This window comes from Streptomyces sp. NRRL F-5755 (assembly GCF_001279365.1).
In the GTDB taxonomy this organism is placed as follows: domain Bacteria; phylum Actinomycetota; class Actinomycetes; order Streptomycetales; family Streptomycetaceae; genus Streptomyces; species Streptomyces rimosus.
The window spans coordinates 112,757-130,319 of sequence record NZ_LGCW01000273.1 but is presented as its reverse complement, the minus strand read 5'-3'; the positions used below and the strand labels follow the sequence as shown (position 1 = coordinate 130,319).

Sequence of the window (17,563 nt, the reverse complement as noted above, 5' to 3'; positions counted from 1 at the left end):
GGCGTGCGGGGCGGGAGCGGGGCGCGGGGTGTGCGTGGGCGGCGCTGGGGGCGTCTGTGTGCGGGCGCGCGAGCCCGGCGGGTCCGGCATCGTTGTGAGCAGATGGTCGGGGAGCTGGGGCTGCCGGACCGGACCGACCTGACGGGTGTGTGCGGCGCCGTGGCGGCGTACCTCGGCTGTTCCGTACGGATCATGCCGATGCGGCTGGACGGCGCGGCGTCCGGGATGACGGCCCGTACCGACGACGGGTACTGGATTTTCTGCGAGCTCCGGACCAGCGCCTGGCACCGGACGCACATCGTGACGCATGAAATCGGCCGTCTGCTGCTGGAGCACGCGGCGCCCGGCGTGACCGACCGTGACGGCCCCGCGCCCCGGGCGGTGGAGGTGCTGGGCGGGCTGCTGATGGCGCGGGTGGCGCCCTCGCCGGTGGACCGCGGGCCGGAGCCGACGGGGCCGGCCGCCGAACTCGCCGCCGCGTTGGCGCCCGCGCTGCGGCACCGGCGCGACGGGCCCCTACGTGCCGCGGGCCGTGGGGGCGGCAACGGGGGGAAGGACGGCGCCGCGTGCGGCGCCGGTGACTCGGACGGGGGATCGAGTGTTTGACGTGCTGTATCTGTGTCTCGGCGGAGTGGCCTGGACCGTCGTCGCCTTCAAGGCGCGCGCCTGGCTCCGCGACCGCGGCAACGCGGATCTGGGGCTGACGTGTGTGATGAGCGCCGGCGTCGCGACGGTGTTCGTCTTCTCCGCGCCCGGCGTCTACCGCTGGTTCGACCGGCTGACCGGTGTGTCGAACCTGTCGATGGTCTTCCTCTACTCCTCGGTCGTGGTCTTCGCGGCCGGCGCGTTCGTCCTGCTGCTGCGCTGGAGCGGCGGCGCGGGCGCGGAAGGCCGCGCGCGGATCCGGGCGCGCTCCCGTACGGCGGTGACGGCCGTGACCGTGGCCTGGGCGGTGGCGGTGACCTGCTTCGTCGCCGGGCGGCCGGACGACGTGGAGCACCCCCGCGACCTCAGTACGGCCTACGCGGGCTCGCCGGGAGTCATGGCTTTCCTGGTGCTGTATCTCGCCATCTTCGGCACCAGCCTCGCGGGCCTGGGCGCCCTCTGCCCGCGCTACGCCGGCCGGCTCGGCGCGTCCTGGCTCGCCCGGGGGCTGCGGCTGCTGGCCGCGGGCTGCTGGCTCGGCCTGGCGTACTGCGCCTGCAAGCTGGCCGGCTTCGTGCTGTCGTGGGCCGGGCACGAGGCGCCGTGGCTCTCCAACGGCGTGGCGCCGCTGAGCGCTTCGGTCGCCGCTGTCCTGGTGCTGGCCGGGCTCGCGCTCCCGGCCGCGGGTCCGCGGGCGTCTGCCTGGCGCCGTCTGCGCCGGCTGCACCCGCTGTGGAAGGACGTCGCCGCCCAGGCCCCCGAGATGACGGCGGGCGGCCCGTCCTGGCGCGTGCGGTGGCCGTTCGCGCGGCTCCAGTGGCGCGCCGACCGGCAGATGGCGCAGATCCGGGACGTCCAGCGCGGCATCCGGCGGTACGTGGAAGCGGACACCGTCGACATCGCACGCGAACGCGGGCGTGCCGTGGTGGCGGACGAACGGCAGCTGGCGGCCGTCGCGGAGGCCGCCGCACTGCGCCGCGGCCTGGAGAACCGGGCGATCGGGCTCGTTCCCGTACTCGGGGCGGAGAGCGTGGTGGTGACGGCGGAGGAGCGACCGCCCGCCCGCCCCGCGAACCGCGCCGACGTAACCCGAGAGCGTCTTCCGGACGCCGTTCCCGGCGGCCCCGCACTCGGCCCGTCCGCCGAACTGATCGCGGAATACGAGCACTTGGCGCGAGTGGCGGACGTCTACTACTCGCCCCTGACGGACACCGTACTCACCGAACTGCGCCAGCGGAGCGCCATGCAGCGGCACTGAGCCGAAGGGGGGCAGCAGCCCCCCGCGCTCGCCTGAAAGTCCTTGTCTAAAGTCGTGCACCATGCAGAACACCGCCGAGACCGGCCCCGACGACCTCGTTGACGTGACGCAGCTTCTGGATGATCCGCATGCCGGGTACGCGGTGTTGCGGGAGGCGGGGCCCGTCCATCGGATTGCCGGGCCGGACGGGCAGCCCGCGTGGCTGGTGACGCGGTATGAGGATGTGCGGCGGTGTCTGTCCGATCCGCGGCTTTCCCTGGACAAGCGGAACGCGCGGGGCGGCTATCGCGGGTTCGTGCTGCCGCCCGCGCTGGACGCGAATCTGCTCAACATGGATCCGCCGGACCACACCCGGGTGCGCCGGCTGGTGGCCAAGGCGTTCACGCCCGCGCGGGTCGAGAAGCTGCGGGAGCCCGTACGGCGGCTGGCGGACGGGCTGCTGGACGTGGTCGCGGACGCCGGGCGGGCCGACCTGATGGAGTGTTACGCCGGTCCGCTGCCCATCATCCTCATCTGCGACCTGCTGGGCGTACCGGAGGACGACCGGCCGGACTTCCGGGCCTGGACGGACGCGCTGATCACGCCCGACCCGGCCCGGCCGGAGCGGGCGAAGGAGGCCGTCGGGGCGATGATGCGCTACTACACGGGGCTGATCGCGGCCAAGCGGGCCGCGCCGGGGGACGATCTGCTCTCCGACCTGATCCTGGTGCGGGACGGCGCGGCGGCGGAGGGCGGCGCGGGGGACCGGCTCGGTGAGGACGAGCTCACCTCGTTGGCGTTCCTCCTGCTCTTCGCCGGTTACGAGAACACCGTTCACCTCATCGGTAACTCCGTCCTCGCCCTGCTCGACCACCCCGAACACCTCATGGCGTTGCGTACGAATCCAGCCGAACTGTCGGCGGCCGTGGAAGAGTTCGCGCGCTACGACGGACCGGTCTCGCTGGCCATCCGCCGGTTCCCCCTGGAGGACGTGGAAGTCGGCGGCGTACGGGTGCCCGCGGGCGAGAGTGTGCTGCTCTCCCTTGCCTCGGCGAACCGCGACCCGGACCGCTTCGCCGCTCCCGGGACGCTCGATCCGGGCCGCGACGCCACGGGTCAGCTGATGTTCGGGCACGGCATCCACTACTGCCTCGGCGCGGCCCTGGCGCGCCTGCAGACCGAGACCGCGCTGACCGCTCTCATCAGCCGTTTTCCCGGGCTGCGGCTGGACGTGCCGCGGTCGGAACTGCGCCACCGCCGCACTCTGCGGTCACGTGGCCTGATCTCGCTCCCCGTCGCCTGGTAGTTGCAGGACGAACAAGCTTTTGAGGCATAACCGTTCCTGCATGCGGTAGAAAAGGTCGTGAGGCCCGCCCGGTGTGCATCCCCCGTCGCACCGGGCGGGTCCTCGTGCGTACGGGGCGCATGCGGTAGCCGCCCGTGAATCTCTGGCCTTGAATGCCGCGCTCCCCGCGGGCTCCCCGCCCCCTCCCCGGCCCCCCTCGGCGCTTCGGCCGACTGGCGTAGGCCCGTCTGCGGTCGAAGTGCGGGCTTCCTAGCGTGAAGACATGGCAATTGACACGCTTTTGTCCCGGAATGCCGGTGTGCTGGCCGCCATCGCCGCCACCGGCCTGACCCTCACCTCCATACCGGCGACCGCCCACGCCGAGGAAGCGGTGGGAGCCGGGGCCCCCGCGCTGCCCGGCGGGGTGTCCGCCCGCTCCTGGGCGGTGACCGACGTCCGTACGGGCGATGTGCTGGCGGCCAGGAACGCGCACCAGCGGCTCGCGCCCGCCAGCACCCTCAAGACCCTGTTCGCGGTCACCGTGCTGCCGAAGTTCCGCGCGGACGCCGTCCACAAGGTCACCGCGAAGGACCTGACGGGCATCGGGTCCGGCAGCAGCCTCGTCGGCATCCAGGAAGGCCGCAGTTACCAGGTCGCCGACCTGTGGCGCGGTGTCTTCCTGCGCTCCGGCAACGACGCGGTGCGGGTGCTCGCCTCGATGAACGGCGGCTGGACGGCCACGGCGAAGGAGATGCAGGCCAAGGCGCGGCAGCTGGGCGCCCGCGACACCACGGTGCGGTCCCCGGACGGGTACGACAGCCCGGGGCAGGTGTCCTCGGCGCACGACCTGAGCGTGTTCGGCCGCGCCGGCCTCGCCAACGCCGACTTCGCCCGGTACTGCGCCACCACCACGGCCCGGTTCCCCAGCAAGGGCAGTCCCTCGTTCGAGATCCAGAACACCAACCGGATACTGACCGGCTCGAACGGAACGCGGCGCTACCCCGGCATCGTCGGCGTCAAGAACGGCTACACCAGCAACGCCGGCAACACGCTCGTCGCCGCGGCGCGGCGGGGCGGCCGCACGCTGCTGGTCACCGTGATGAACCCGCAGTCCGGCGCCTCCAACGCCGTGTACCACGAGGCGGGTTCGCTGCTGGACTGGGGCTTCAAGGCCGTCGGCAAGGTCCGCCCGGTCGGCTCCCTGCAAGCCGCCGCGGCCGCGCCGGACGGCAGCCGGGTCTCCGAAGGCGCACGGAGCGGGCCGGAACGCCACGCCGCCTCGGCGCGGCCGGTCGCCGCCCAGGTCTCCCGGGAAGCCGGACGGCGGACGGACACCACGCTGTGGGCGGTCTCGGGCGGCTTCGCCGTCGCGCTCGCCGTCGGCGCCGTCTTCGGCTGGCGGATGTACGTACGCGGACGGCGGACGCCCGGCGACGACGCCTGACCGGCGACGACGCGGGACCGTACGGCCGCCGCCCCGGCTCCCGGCCGTACGGCCACCGCCCCGCCCGGACGCCGCCCCGTCGCGCGCTGCACAATCGAAGTGTGAACGTGACGCGACGCGATGAGGGCGGCGATCCGGCCTGCTGGCTGGACCAGGTGTGCCAGGAGTGCGGCCGGATCTCGGACCGGCCGGGAGAGCCCGGCTGCGAACACTGCGGTACGGGGGCGGAAAGCGGGACCGCGACGGGCAGCGGGACCGCAACGGATGCCGGGACCGCGGCCGGCACCGGACCCGAGGCCGGGGCCGGCCGCGACCGCGACGCCGAAGGCCGCGCCCGCAACGCCCGGCCCCGGGACGGTCTGGGCCGCCCGCTGCCGTACGGCGCCCCGGGCGTGGAGCGCCAGCCCGAGGGCGTCGAGCGCAGCCCCCGCCAGGCGCTCGTCGAGGCCCAGGACCTCCTGGACCGCGGCCTGCCCTTTCACGCCCACGAAGTGCTGGAGGACGCCTGGAAGGCGGCCCCCGAGCAGGAGCGGCAGCTGTGGCGCGGCCTCGCCCAGCTCGCCGTCGGCCTCACCCACGCCGCCCGCGGCAACGCGAAGGGCGGCGCGGCGCTGCTGCTCCGGGGCGCGGGCGCCATCGCCCCGTACGCGGACACCGTCCCGTACGACATCGACGTACCCGGGCTGACGGCCTGGGCCCAGGGCCTGGCGGACCGGCTCGGCGAGCGGGACGAGCGCGACGAGCCGGTCGCGGCGGCCGGGAACGCACCGCGCCTGTGCGCCGGGGGCGCCCGCCCCACGGAGTAAGCCGCCCACCAGACCGCGCTCGCTCAGCGCACCACCGCCGGAGACGAGCCGCCGGCCACCCGCAGCGCCGGAGCGCCGCCGCCGTCCGCCGCCACGGTCCAGATGTCGCTGCCCTTGCCGTCGCTCCCCGGCAGCGCGTAGGCGAGCGTGTGGTCGTCCAGCCAGGCCGCCTGGTCGTCCACGCTGCGCCGCTCCGCGACCGGGTGTTCCCGCATCGTGCGCAGGTCGAGCACGTACAGCCGCCAGGGGTCGCGCGCTCCTTCCCGTACCCGTTTCTTGAAGGCGAGGCGGGTGTTGTCGGGCGAGAGGGACGGGCACTCCAGGTTCTCGCGCAGGGTGCGGGCCGTCCAGCGGCGCATGTCGCCCTCGACGAGGTAGGTGCGGCCCTTGGTGGAGACGGTGGCGTAGAACCGGTTGTCGTCGCGGGCGAAGGTGACGCCCCAGTAGTTGACGTCGGGGGAGTGGTAGCGGCGGCCGTCGAGGGTGAGCGGGATGTCCTCCATGTTCTTGACCAGGTAGCCGGTGCGGGTGTCGAGGATGGACGTACGGGTGGAGAAGGACGTGGTGGCGTAGGAGTCGCCGGTGGCGAACATCGTCCAGGACAGCATCCGGCCGGAGGCGGAGACCCGGGCCCGGTTGGGGATGCCGGTCAGGGCGATCCGGCGCTTCTCGCGCAGCCGCCCGTCTAGGACGACGGCGTACGCGGCCGGCGGGATGCCGGGGCGGCGCTGGAGGCACAGGGCGGTGCCGCCGGCCGCGTGGAAGCGCTCACAGGCGGGGCCGCCGGTGGTGCGGCGGTCCGGTGCGGGGGCCGCTTCCGCGCTCATCGCGGCGGCGCCGCGCGCGGACGGATCGGCGGGCAGACGGGCGACACGCCCGGTGCCGTCCCCCTCCCGCGTACTACGGAAATACAGCTGCCCCCGGTCCAGCCCGAACGCCGACGGCATGTCGGCGGATTCGGCGCGCCGGGCCGCCGACACCGTGTAGACCACGGCGACCGTGGCGAGTACGGCGGTGGCCACCGCGATGGCGATGACGCGGGCGCGCAGGGACGGCCCGCCCGGTGCCTTGCCGGCCGTGCCCTCCGCCGGGGCACCTGCCCTGTCCGTCACGAGCACGACGACCGCCTTTCCGTACGGGGAAGCAGCGCGGCGGCGCCCGCCAGGGCGGCCGCGAGGACGACGACGGCGGCGACCAGCGCGGGCCCGCTGCCCCACAGGGTCCAGGCGGCGCCGAACCCCGCGGCGGCGAGCAGCCGGCTCAGCGCCTGGCCCGTCTGGAGCAGCGCCATGCCGCTCGCCCGGCGCGCCGCCGGGAGGGCGGGACCGGCGAGGGCCATCAGCACGCCGTCGGTGGCCGCGTAGAAGACACCGACCAGCCCCAGCACACCGGCCACCAGGACGATGCCGTCGCCGACGGTCAGCAGCAGGACGTAGGCGGCGAGCAGGGCCGCGTGGCCGAGGAGGAAGGGGACCCGGCGCCCGATGCAGTCGCCGAGCCGCCCGGCGGGCACCGCGAGCAGCAGGTAGACCGCGGCGGTGCCGAGCGGCAGCAGCGGGAACCAGCGCACCGCGAAGTCCAGTTGTTTCTGGAGCAGCAGGTAGACGAACGAGTCGCCGATGGTGGCCGCGCCCAGCAGGGCGGCGGCCAGCATGATCCGCCGGAAGGCGGCGTCCCGCAGCGGTTCGGTGATCCTGGTGCGCAGTGGGACCCGCGGCCCGGTGGGCGCCGCCGCCACCGGGCCCAGGGCGTCGCGCCCCGGCACGAACGCGACCAGCAGCAGCACGCCCAGCAGCCCGACGCAGAAGCTGACGACGAACACCGCGTCATATGCGTCCGCGGTCGCCCACAGCAGCGCGAACGCGGCCAGCGGCCCGAGCAGCGCGCCCGTGGTGTCCATCGCGCGGTGCACGCCGAACGCCCGGCCCAGCTCGTCGGGCGGGCTGCTGAGCGAGATCAGCGCGTCGCGCGGGGCGGTCCGTACGCCCTTGCCGATGCGGTCGGCGGCCAGCGCCGCGCCGATCCCGGCCGTGCCGCCGCCCGCGAGCAGCAGGCCGAGCCGGGACAGCGCGGACAGTGCGTACCCGGTGCCGGCCACGAGCTTGTGCCGCCCGCCGCGGTCGGCGGCGTGCCCGCCCAGCAGCCGTACGAGCGCGGTGACGCCGTTGTAGAGCCCGTCCAGGAACCCGAACTGGAGTGGTGACAGGCCCAGTTGGAGGACGAAGTAGAGCGGCAGCACCGCGGTGACCATCTCGGAGGAGATGTCGGTGACCAGGCTGACCGTGCCGAGCGCGAGCACCGGTCCGGCGACGCGGCCGCGCGTCAGCCCGGAGGTGGCGGCGGCCGCGCCGGTGGTGGCGAGATACATGGCGGGTGGTTTTCGGGCCGGTCAGTGGCACCGGTAGGACGGGCTGCTGTCCTTGGTCTTCCCGTCGGTGCCGACCAGGTCCCAGGAGAATCCGTCGTCGGTGAAGTTCAGCTTGACCACGCCGAAGGTCTTCGTCAGCCGCTTCTCGCTGTTCGGCTGGACCTCCTCGATCTTGTACGGGTTGGCGCCGCCCATCCCGGCGAGCAGCTCGACCAGCCCGTCCGGGTCGGCCTTGCCGTCCGGGTCCTGCGGCGCGAAGCGCTCGTAGTGGTGGTCGTGCCCGTTCAGGACCAGCTCCGCCTTGGCGTCGTACAGCAGCTTCCACACCGACCGGCTGACCGGCTGGTTGCCGTGCTCGCCGGAGGAGAACAGCGGGTGGTGCCAGTAGGCGGCCACGCACTTCTTGGAGTTGGCGGCGAGGTCGTCCTTGAGCCACTTGGTCTGAGCGGAGTCCAGGCTGTTGGAGTCCAGCGCGACGAAGTGCCAGTTGCCGTGGTCGAAGCTGTAGTAGCTCTTGCCCTTCGGGTAGGCGACGGAGCCGAAGTAGGACTTGTAGCCGGACAGCTTGCCGGCCGGGTCGTACGTCTCGTGGTTGCCGGCGACCGGGTGGGTCTTGGCCTTGAAGGCGCCCCAGGACGTGTCGTAGTACTTCTGGAAGTCCTTCAGCCGGGCATCGTCGTACTGGTTGTCGCCCATGGTCAGCACGAAGGCCGGGTCGATCCTCTTGACCTGGGCCGCGGTCTTCGGGTGCACACAGCTGCTGCTGCTCGCGGTGCAGCGCTCGGCGATGTCCCCGGCGGCCACCGCGGTGAAGGCGCCCGCCTTGGCGGCCGTGCGTTCGGGCGCGGCGTCCGCGCGCCCGGCCGGCGACCACAGCAGCGCACCGCCGACGAGCGCGAGGACCGCGCCCGCGGCGGTGGGTATGCCGGTGCGGGGATTGGTCAGGAACGTGCGGGACTTCGCGGCGCGGGGGGTGGGCGTCATGTCCGTCTCCTCGGTCGGCGGGGGGTGCCGTACGGAGGAATCTTGACGACGGCTCATGTACGCGTCAATGAATCCGGCGGAGAATAGTTAGGAAACTTTCCTACTCGCTCCCGTCCCGGCCCTCGCCCACCAACTTCGCCTCGTAGAAGCACAGATGGTCCTTGATCTGCGCGACCGCGGACTTCGGCGCAGGATAGGCCCACGCGATGTCCTCCGGGCCACCGGAAAGTGACCAGTAGGAGGCGTCTCCCTTGAACGGGCAGTGCGTACGGGTCCCGGACGGAGTCAGCAGGTCGGTCCGGACGTCCTCCGGCGGCAGGTAGTAGCGCACCGGATAGCCGGTCTCGCGGAGCAGCAGCGGGCGGCGGCTGTCGGCGACGACCTGGCCGTCGTGGACGACGCGGACATGTTCGGTGCCCTGCTCGACGGTGATGCGGTGACCTGGTACGGACGGCATGACGGTTCCTCTCCTGACGGGAATGCGGCACCTCAGGGTCGCACCGCGGGACGGCCGGACGGCCGACCCGGCGACGGCGTGCCCCCGTGTATCGGGGACACGCCGTGCAACGCCGTCCTACACCTCCCGGATTCCCCGCCCCGCCCACTCGGGCGCCGGCCCGCCCAGCGCCGCCAGCCGCTCCCGCGCCTCCTCGGGCAGCGGCGCGGCCCGGCCCTCGCCCTGGTGGACGTGCAGGGCGAAGATCTCCTCGGTCGCCACCGGGTCCCCGGACGCGTCGCCCACGTACATCTCGTGCACGAACCGCGCCTTCTTCGCGCCCACGCCCAGCACCGTCGTCCGCACCGCCAGTTCGGCGCCGCGCGGCACCTCCGCCAGATAGCGCACATGCGCCTCGACCGTGTAGAGCGAGTGGCCGGTGCGGTCCCGGTAGGCCGCGTCGAGACCGGCCGCGTCCATGAGGGCGTCCGTGGCGAAGCCGAAGACCAGGACGTAGTACGCCTCGGACAGATGGCCGTTGTAGTCGATCCAGTCGTCCTGGACCGTACGGCGCAGCAGGGGCGGGCGGTCCGTCGCCGGGTGCGCCGTCACCGGGCGGGCCCGTCCAGGCGGCCGGTCGCGCGCAGCACGTCGATGACGCCCTGGTCGCGCTCGGCGACGAGCTGCGCGTACGTACGGCCGTCCGCGGCCCGCTCGCAGCCGTCGACCATCGCGTCCCGCAGCGCCCGGTCCAGCTCGGGCGCTTCCAGCCGGGTCCACGGGGACTTCAGCGACGGGCCGAAGTGGTCGAGCATGTGGGCCATCCCGCCCTCGCCGCCGGCCAGCGCGAACGTCAGGATCGGGCCCATGAACGCCCAGCGCAGCCCCGGCCCCTCGGTGATCGAGGCGTCGATGTCCTCGACCGTGGCCTCGCCGTTGGCGACCATGTGCAGCGCCTCGCGCCACAGCGCCTCCTGGAGCCGGTTGGCGATGAAGCCGGGCAGCTCGCGGTCCATGGTGATCACGGATTTGCCCGCCGCGCGGTAGAACTCCGCCGCCCACTCGACCGCCGCGCGGTCGGTCCGCTCGCCGCCGACGACCTCGACCAGCGGGATCAGATACGGCGGGTTGAACGGGTGCCCGACCACCAGACGGCCCGGCGTCGCGGCCGTGGTCTGCATATCGGTCATCGGATAGCCGGAGGTGGACGAGGCGATGACCACGCCGGGCGGGGCGGCCGCGTCCAGCTGGGCGAGCAGATCGCGCTTGAGGTCCAGCTGCTCGGGGGCGCTCTCCTGGACGAACTCGGCGTCGGCGACGGCCTCGGCGAGGCTCGGCGCCAGGGTGAGACGGTCGGCGGAGGCGCCCTCGGCCGGGCCGAGCTGTTCCAGGGCGGGCCAGGCGGCCGTGACCAGGCGGCGCAGTTTGTCCTCGGCGTCCGGCGCCGGGTCCCAGGCGGTCACGTCGTAACCGCGCGCGAGGAAGGTGGGCGACCCAGCCGCCGCCTATGACGCCGGCGCCGATGCACGCCACGCGGCGTACGGAGGAGGGAGGGGTGGGGGACACGGGAACTCCTGGGGTGGGGAGGCGGGCGGGGCGGTACGGTCCGGCGTCAGCCGCGCGGCTTCAGCCCGAGGCGCGCACGGGCCTGGTCCGGGGTGGCGACACTCGCGCCCAGCAACTCGGTGATCCGCACGGCGCGTTCGACCAGCTGTCCGTTGGTCGCCTTGACGCCCTTGCTCAGATACAGGTTGTCCTCCAGGCCCACCCGTACGTTGCCGCCGAGCAGAATGGACTGCGCGACCCACGGCATCTGCATCCGGCCGAGCGCGAAGCTGGCCCACTGCGCGCCCTCCGGGAGCATCGCGACCATCGACTGGAGCACGCCCGGGTCGGCCGGCGCGCCCCACGGAATGCCCATGCACAGCTGGAAGACGGTCGGGTCGTCGAGCAGCCCCTCGGCCAGCAGCTGCTTGGCGAACCACAGCTGCCCGGTGTCGAAGATCTCCAGCTCCGGCCGCACGCCCAGCTCCTGGATGCGCCGGGCGCCCGCGCGCAGCATGTCGGGCGTCGAGACGTAGAGGCTGGAGCCGTCCCCGAAGTTGAGGGAGCCGCAGTCCAGGGTGCAGATGTCGGGGAGCAGGTCCTCGACGTGCGGCAGCCGCTCCAGGCCGCCGACCAGGTCCGTACCGGGCAGCTGCCGCAGCGGCTCGTCCGGGTCGATGACGAGGTCGCCGCCCATGCCGGCGGTCAGGTTGATGACGACGTCGGTGCCGGTCTCCTTGATCCGCTCGACCACCTCGGCGTACAGGCGGGGATCGCGGGACGGATCGCCCGTCTCCGGATCGCGCACGTGGATGTGCACGACGGCGGCACCGGCCGAGGCCGCCTCGACGGCGGATTCCGCTATCTGCTCGGGGGTGACTGGCACGTGCGGGGAGCGGCGCACGGTGTCGCCGGCGCCGGTCAGCGCGCAGGTGATGATGACCTCGTTGTTCACGGCGGGTTCCTTCGGGAGAGGGGGGCAACTACGGGTCGGTGGGCGCGAGTTCGCCGTCGACGAAGGTGAGCAGCGCCGCGTGCATGCTGTCGGGGGTGGTGCTGTCCGGCGCGGTGGCGAGCACCTGGGTGGCCAGGCCGTCGATGAGCGCGGTCAGCCGCAGCGCGGTGGATTCGGGGTCCACGGGGCGGAAGACGCCCTGCTCGACGCCCCGGCGCAGCACATCGGCGACGGTGGTCCGCCACTGCCGGTAATAGTGCTCGTGCAGCCGCCCGACGGCGGTGGAGCGGGCGGCCTGCGCCCACAGGTCGAGCCAGACCAGCCACTGGCGCCGCTGCTGTTCGGTGCGCGGGGTCTGGAGGGCGATCAGGTGCAGCAGTTCGGCGCGCGCGTCGGACGCTTCGGCCAGGCCCGCCGCGCGCCGCGCGGTGTCCTCGTCCATGCACCAGCGCACGGCCGCTTCCAGCAGTTCGTCGCGGCCGGGGAAGTGGTAGTGCACGGCGGCCGTGCTGGTGCCGCAGGCGGCGGCGATGTCGGCGACCCGTACGGCGTGGAAGCCGTGCTCGGCGATCAGCCGGACGGTCTCCCGGACGATCTGCAGGGGACGGCCGCCCTCGGGCACCGCGGCCGGCTCCCGGCCGCGGGCCGGTGCCGGGGTCCCGGCGCGCGAGCCGAGCAGCCAGGCCACGTCCACGCCGCCGATGTCCGCGACGCGCACGATCTCGGCGAGGGTGAAGCGCCGGGTGCCGCCCAGCGACCGGGACAGCTTGGAGGGGTCCATCACGATCCGCCGGGCGAACTCGCGGCGGCTGCACCCGAGGCGCTCGACCACCTGCTTCACGCGGTCGGCCACGTCGCCGTCGTCGGCGATCCGGGTGCCGGGGTCTTCGGTCATGGTCCGGGACCGTAACAGTGTGTTGAGAACATCGCAACGATATGGGGCGGACGGTAGGGCACAAGCCCGCCATAGCAACGCTTTCGCGCGGTGTTGCGTACTGATTGATGCGCAAGTCAGGCTTTGGGCGGCAGGCCGGGGCCCGGCCGCCGCACCGCCCGTAAAGCGGAGGAATGTGGCAAAGTGGCGGACATGGCTGACCGGGGTGCGAAGCCGTCGGCCGTGTCGGTGCCGGACGACTGGCCGGCCCACCCGGACCTGACCCTGGCCCTCAACGGCATGGGCGGCTTCGACTGGGACCTCGACAGCGGCCGTATGCACATGGACGGCTCCGCTCTAGAGGTCTTCGACCTGCTGCCGGAGGAGTACGACTCCGATCCGGCCGGCCTGGCCTGCCGTCTGCCGCCGGAGGAGGCGGCCCGCCTCGACGCCGTCGTCACCCGGGCCCTGAAGGACGGCAGCGACTCCTACGGCGCCTACTTCCGCGTCCGGCTGCGGGACGGGGCGGTGCGCTGGACCCACACCCAGGCCAGCATCCGCCGGGACGAGAGCGGCCGGGCGCGCCGCGTCATCGGCATCGTCCGGGACGCCAGCCAGGAGTACGCCCAGGCCGCGGAACGCGCCCAGGCGCACGCGCGCAGACTGCGCAACACCGGCCTGGTGGAGCGCACCACGGCAGCCCTGGCGCACGCCCGCACCGTCCGGGACGTCATCGACGTGCTCGGCGACGACCAGGCGCTGACCCGGCTGGGCGCGCAGAACGTCATCGTCGGCCTGGTCGAGGCGGGCCGCATCCGGGTGGTGCACGAGGGGCAGGCGGGCAGCTTTGTACCGCAGCAGGAGGTGCTGCGCGTCGAGGACGAGTACCCGATGAGCGAGGTGGTGCGCACCCTCACGCCCTGCTTCATCCGCTCCCGCGCCGAGTTCGCCGAGCGCTACCCCGCGCTGTGGCCGCACCTGGAACGGATGGACTTCGGCTCCGCCGCGTATCTGCCGCTCATCGCGCAGGCCCGGCCGATCGGTGTGGTGGGGCTGTTCTACCGCTCGGAGAACCCGTTCGGCGTACAGGAGCGCAATCTCCTGATCGCGCTCGGCTCCAGCGTCGCGCAGAGCCTGGCCCGCGCCATGCTCTACGACCAGGAGCACGACCTCGCCGAGGGCCTTCAGCAGGCCATGCTGCCGCGCCGCATCCCCGGCATCCCCGGCGCCCAGATCGCCGTCCGCTACCGCGCCGCCCGCATCGGCCGGGACATCGGCGGCGACTGGTACGACGTGGTCCCACTGCCCGAGGGCCGGGTCGCCGCCGTCATCGGGGACGTCCAGGGGCACGACACCCACGCCGCGACCGTCATGGGCCAGCTGCGCATCGTGCTGCGCGCCTACGCCGCCGAGGGCCACCCGCCCGCCACCGTCATGGCCCGCGCCTCCGCCTTCCTCGGCGAACTGGACACCGACCGCTTCGCCACCTGCACGTACGCGGAGGCCGACCTGACCACCGGCACGGTGCGGATGGTGCGCGCCGGACATGTGGACCCGCTGCTGCGGCACGCCGAGGGCCACTGCCGCCGCCTGGAGGTCACCGGCGGCCTCCCGCTCGGCATCGCGACCGGCTTCCGCGACCTGGACTACTCCGTCACCACCGTCCACCTGGCCGTCGGCGAAACCCTCGTGCTGTACACCGACGGGCTGGTGGAACAGCCCGGCGTCGACATCGAGGAGGGCGTACAGCACCTGGCCAGAGTGGTCCGCGACGGCCCGCAGGACGTGCAGCAACTGGCCGACCGGCTCTGCGACCTGGCCGCCGAGCAGCCCGGCGACGACGACATGGCGATGCTGATCCTGCGGCGCGGCGGCGAGCCCGTCACACCGGCCACCGGCCGGCTCCAGCAGCACGTCGCGCCCGACGACCCCCAGGGACTGTCCGCCGCCCGGCACATGATCCGCGCCGCGGTACGGGCCTGGGGCGCCCGGGAGCGCGCCGACGAGATCGAGCTGGCCGCCGACGAGCTGATCACCAACGCGCTGCTGCACACCGACGGCGCGGCCCTGGTGACCGTACGGATGCCGCACGGCACCGACCGGCGGCTGCGGCTGGAGGTGGCCGACCGCTCCAGCGCGCTGCCCCGGCGCCGCGAAGCCGACGAGGCCGCGATGTCGGGCCGCGGACTGCTGCTGGTGGACCGGCTGGCGGATGTGTGGGGTGTGGAGCCGCGCGGCGCCGGAAAGTGCGTATGGTGCGAGTTCGACTGTCCGTGACCGGCCGATCGGGCCGCGGGGACGACGCAGCAGGTCGATCGGCCGCCGAGTGAGGGGACACGCGCCATGGGACCGGTGCCGGCGCAACAGTGGGGCGACGCCCGCCAGACGGCGGCGCGCCTGGACGCGGAACATGTCCGGGCCATCGCTCTGACCTGGGTCGACAACGCGGGTATCGTCCGGACGAAAACCGTGCCGACCGCCCGGCTGGCGCCCGCCGTCCAGCGCGGCGTCGGCATGTCACCGGTCTTCGACGTCTTCACCGCCGACGACGCCATCACCGCCTCCGCCCACCTCGGCGGCCCCGACGGCGATCTGCGGCTCTTCCCCGACCTGGAGCGGATCACCGTGCTCGCCGCGCAGCCCGGCTGGGCCTGGGCACCGGTCGACCGCTACGACCAGCTCGGTACGCCGCACCCCGCCTGCCAGCGCCAGTTCGCCCGCCGCATGGTCGAGCGCGCCGCCGACGCGGGACTCGTCCTGCGGATGGGCTTCGAGACCGAATGGGTCGTCAGCCGGGCGCCGGTGCACGGCCGGTGGCCGGACGGGGCGGCGGGCGGCGGGCGCCTCGACGGGGCCGTGGGCACCGGCGAGCCCCTGGAATACCCGTGCGTCGGCCCCGCCTACGGCATGACCCGCGTCGTCGAACTCTCCGACTACCTCCGCGACGTGGCCGAGGCGCTGGCCCTCCAGGGCGTGGAAGTGCTCCAGCTCCATCCCGAATACGCGCCCGGCCAGTTCGAGGTGTCCACCGCGCCGTCCGACCCGCTGCGCGCCGCCGACGACCTGGTCCTCGTCCGCGAGACCGTACGGGCGGTGTCGCTGCGGCACGGCCTGCGGGCCGGCTTCGCGCCGTCGGTCGTCGCCGGGCAGGTCGGCAACGGCTGCCACCTCCACCTCAGCCTGCACCGCGGCGAACGCAGCCTGCACCGCGACCCGGACGCCCGGTGGGGCCTGGACCCGGACGCCGTACGCTTCCTCGGCGGCATCCTGGAGGCGCTGCCCGCCCTGCTCGCCATCGGCTGCCCCTCGCCCGCGAGTTATCTGCGGCTGGCGCCCTCCATGTGGGTCGGCGCCTACCAGTGCTGGGGCGTGGAGAACCGGGAGGCGGCGCTGCGGCTGGTCACCGGCGCGCCCGGCGACCCGGACGGCGGACACGCCGAGGTCAAGCCGTTCGACGCCGCCGCCAACCCGTACCTGGCCGTCGGCACGGTGATCGCCGCCGGGCTGCACGGCCTGTCGGCGGGCGCCGAACTGCCGCCGCCGGTCACCGGCGACCCGGGCGTCCTGGGCGTCCGCGAACGCGCCCGGCGCGGCATCGTCCGCCTGCCCGCCTCGCTCACCGAGTCCACCGACCGGCTGGCCCGCTCCACCATCCTGGCCGAGGCCATGGGCGAGGTGCTGCACGGGGCCGTGATCGCGGTGCGCCGCGCCGAGGCCGCGCACTTCGCCGAGATGGAGCCCGCGGACATCGCCGCCGCGACCCGCTGGAGGTACTGATGACCACGGCCGCACCCGGCGGCACCGGGACCCTGGACCTGCCGCCGCTCGTCGACCAGCACTGCCACGGCGTGCTGCGCGGCGACCTGTCGGCCGCCGAATTCGAGTCGTACCTCACCGAGTCCGACCGGCCCGCCGCCGCGGGCACCACCTTCTTCGACACCCAGACGGGCTTCGCCGTACGCCGCTGGTGCCCGCCGCTGCTCGGCCTCGCGCCGCACTGCACACCCGGCGAGTACCTCGCCCGGCGGCGCGAACTGGGCACGGCCGAGGTCCGGCGCCTGCTGCTGGGCGGCACCGGCATCGGCACGTACCTGGTCGACACCGGTCTGCCCGGCGACCTCACCGGAGCCCACGAGACGGCCGAGGCGGGCGGCGGCACCGGTCACGAGATCGTCCGCCTGGAGACGCTGGCGGAACGGGTCGCCGCGGGCGTACGGGCGGCGGGGGAGCCGGGCGCGGCTGCCGAGGTGTTCACGGCCGGGCTCGCCGACGCCGTACGGGACGCGGCGCGCACCGCCGCGGGCTTCAAGTCCATCGCCGCCTACCGCCACGGCCTGGCCCTGGCCCCCGAACCGCCCACCACCGCCGACGTGGCGACCGCCGCCCGCGACTGGCTCGCCACCGGCACCCACCGGCTCACCGACCCCGTCCTCCTGCGCCACCTGCTGTGGCTCGCCACCGGCACCGGCCGCCCCCTCCAGCTCCACACCGGCTTCGGCGACCCCGACCTGCGCCTGCACCACAGCGACCCGGCCCTGCTCACCGACTTCGCCCACGCCACCGCGGGCACCGGCACCGACCTGGTGCTGCTGCACTGCTACCCGTACCACCGCCAGGCCGGCTACCTGGCCCACGCCTTCCCGCACGTGTACGCCGACGTCGGCCTGTCCCTCGGCCACACCGGCCCGCGCGCGACAGCCGTCCTGGCCGAATTCTTCGAACTCGCCCCCTTCGGCAAACTCCTCTTCTCCACCGACGCCTACGCCTTGCCGGAGCTGTACACGGTCGGCAGCGCCGCCTTCCGCACGGCACTGGAGGAGGTGCTGACCGGCTGGGTCCGCTCCGGCGCCTGGTCGGAGGCGGACGCGTGCCGGGTCGCGGCGCTGGTGGGGGAGGGCAACGCGCGGCGGGTCTACGGGCTTTCGGGAGGGTGAGGCGGGGCCCGGCGGCCGTCCGGAGCGGTGTGGAACACATCACGCAGGTA

15 protein-coding genes and 1 pseudogene are annotated in these 17,563 nt (G+C 73.9%); 8 read left to right on the top strand and 8 right to left on the bottom strand.

Annotated features, from left to right (window positions below; genetic code table 11):
• The first annotated feature begins 102 nt into the window (after positions 1 to 102).
• The 5 genes from ADK86_RS26070 (at position 103) to ADK86_RS26050 (ending at position 5,417) form a co-directional block, all read left to right on the top strand.
• A complete protein-coding gene (locus ADK86_RS26070) occupies positions 103 to 606 on the top strand; it encodes a hypothetical protein (RefSeq protein WP_053698777.1) in 504 nt (167 codons plus the stop codon).
• Positions 599 to 1,903, top strand: coding sequence for an MAB_1171c family putative transporter (locus tag ADK86_RS26065; protein ID WP_053698776.1), 1,305 nt, complete (start codon positions 599 to 601; stop codon positions 1,901 to 1,903). Before ADK86_RS26070 ends, ADK86_RS26065 begins: the two co-directional genes overlap by 8 nt.
• A 61-nt stretch (positions 1,904 to 1,964) precedes the next feature.
• Positions 1,965 to 3,188, top strand: coding sequence for a cytochrome P450 family protein (locus tag ADK86_RS26060; RefSeq protein WP_053698775.1), 1,224 nt, complete (start codon positions 1,965 to 1,967; stop codon positions 3,186 to 3,188).
• Positions 3,189 to 3,450: 262 nt separating this feature from the next.
• Positions 3,451 to 4,611, top strand: coding sequence for a D-alanyl-D-alanine carboxypeptidase family protein (locus ADK86_RS26055; RefSeq protein WP_053698774.1), 1,161 nt, complete (start codon positions 3,451 to 3,453; stop codon positions 4,609 to 4,611).
• Positions 4,612 to 4,718: 107 nt separating this feature from the next.
• Positions 4,719 to 5,417, top strand: coding sequence for a DUF309 domain-containing protein (locus ADK86_RS26050; RefSeq protein WP_053698789.1), 699 nt, complete (start codon positions 4,719 to 4,721; stop codon positions 5,415 to 5,417).
• Between the two features lie 23 nt (positions 5,418 to 5,440).
• Here the strand turns inward: ADK86_RS26050 and ADK86_RS26045 are convergent, their stop codons facing one another.
• From ADK86_RS26045 to ADK86_RS26010, 8 genes and pseudogenes are all read right to left on the bottom strand, one after another.
• Positions 5,441 to 6,529: a hypothetical protein gene (locus tag ADK86_RS26045; protein ID WP_078952272.1), complete on the bottom strand. Its 1,089-nt coding sequence runs from the start codon at positions 6,527 to 6,529 to the stop codon at positions 5,441 to 5,443.
• The gene (locus ADK86_RS26040; RefSeq protein WP_053698773.1) at positions 6,526 to 7,785 is read right to left on the bottom strand and encodes an MFS transporter; all 1,260 of its coding nucleotides are present in this window, start codon (positions 7,783 to 7,785) and stop codon (positions 6,526 to 6,528) included. Before ADK86_RS26040 ends, ADK86_RS26045 begins: the two co-directional genes overlap by 4 nt.
• Positions 7,786 to 7,806: 21 nt before the next feature.
• Positions 7,807 to 8,769 (bottom strand): metallophosphoesterase family protein, encoded by a 963-nt coding sequence (locus ADK86_RS26035; RefSeq protein ID WP_053698772.1) that lies wholly within the window; start codon positions 8,767 to 8,769, stop codon positions 7,807 to 7,809.
• Positions 8,770 to 8,869: 100 nt separating this feature from the next.
• Positions 8,870 to 9,226: a DUF427 domain-containing protein gene (locus ADK86_RS26030; protein WP_053698771.1), complete on the bottom strand. Its 357-nt coding sequence runs from the start codon at positions 9,224 to 9,226 to the stop codon at positions 8,870 to 8,872.
• A 117-nt stretch (positions 9,227 to 9,343) separates the two neighbouring features.
• Positions 9,344 to 9,817, bottom strand: coding sequence for a thioesterase family protein (locus ADK86_RS26025; protein ID WP_053698770.1), 474 nt, complete (start codon positions 9,815 to 9,817; stop codon positions 9,344 to 9,346).
• Positions 9,814 to 10,771 (bottom strand): annotated as a pseudogene (locus ADK86_RS26020) (3-hydroxyacyl-CoA dehydrogenase NAD-binding domain-containing protein). Before ADK86_RS26020 ends, ADK86_RS26025 begins: the two are co-directional and overlap by 4 nt.
• 46 nt (positions 10,772 to 10,817) lie before the next feature.
• Positions 10,818 to 11,705 carry a 3-keto-5-aminohexanoate cleavage protein gene (locus tag ADK86_RS26015; protein ID WP_053698769.1) on the bottom strand — a complete coding sequence of 296 codons (888 nt, stop codon included), beginning with the start codon at positions 11,703 to 11,705 and terminating at the stop codon, positions 10,818 to 10,820.
• A 28-nt stretch (positions 11,706 to 11,733) separates the two neighbouring features.
• Positions 11,734 to 12,600: a TetR/AcrR family transcriptional regulator gene (locus ADK86_RS26010; protein WP_053698768.1), complete on the bottom strand. Its 867-nt coding sequence runs from the start codon at positions 12,598 to 12,600 to the stop codon at positions 11,734 to 11,736.
• Positions 12,601 to 12,792: 192 nt separating this feature from the next.
• On the opposite strand from ADK86_RS26010, the gene ADK86_RS26005 reads away from it, so the two are divergent.
• The 3 genes from ADK86_RS26005 (at position 12,793) to ADK86_RS25995 (ending at position 17,513) form a co-directional block, all read left to right on the top strand.
• Positions 12,793 to 14,856, top strand: a complete 2,064-nt coding sequence (locus tag ADK86_RS26005; RefSeq protein WP_053698787.1) for a SpoIIE family protein phosphatase — start codon at positions 12,793 to 12,795, stop codon at positions 14,854 to 14,856.
• A 66-nt stretch (positions 14,857 to 14,922) separates the two neighbouring features.
• On the top strand, positions 14,923 to 16,356 hold the full coding sequence (locus ADK86_RS26000; protein ID WP_053698767.1) for a glutamine synthetase family protein: 1,434 nt from the start codon (positions 14,923 to 14,925) through the stop codon (positions 16,354 to 16,356).
• Positions 16,356 to 17,513, top strand: coding sequence for an amidohydrolase family protein (locus tag ADK86_RS25995; protein ID WP_053698766.1), 1,158 nt, complete (start codon positions 16,356 to 16,358; stop codon positions 17,511 to 17,513). Before ADK86_RS26000 ends, ADK86_RS25995 begins: the two co-directional genes overlap by 1 nt.
• Positions 17,514 to 17,563 lie beyond the last annotated feature (50 nt).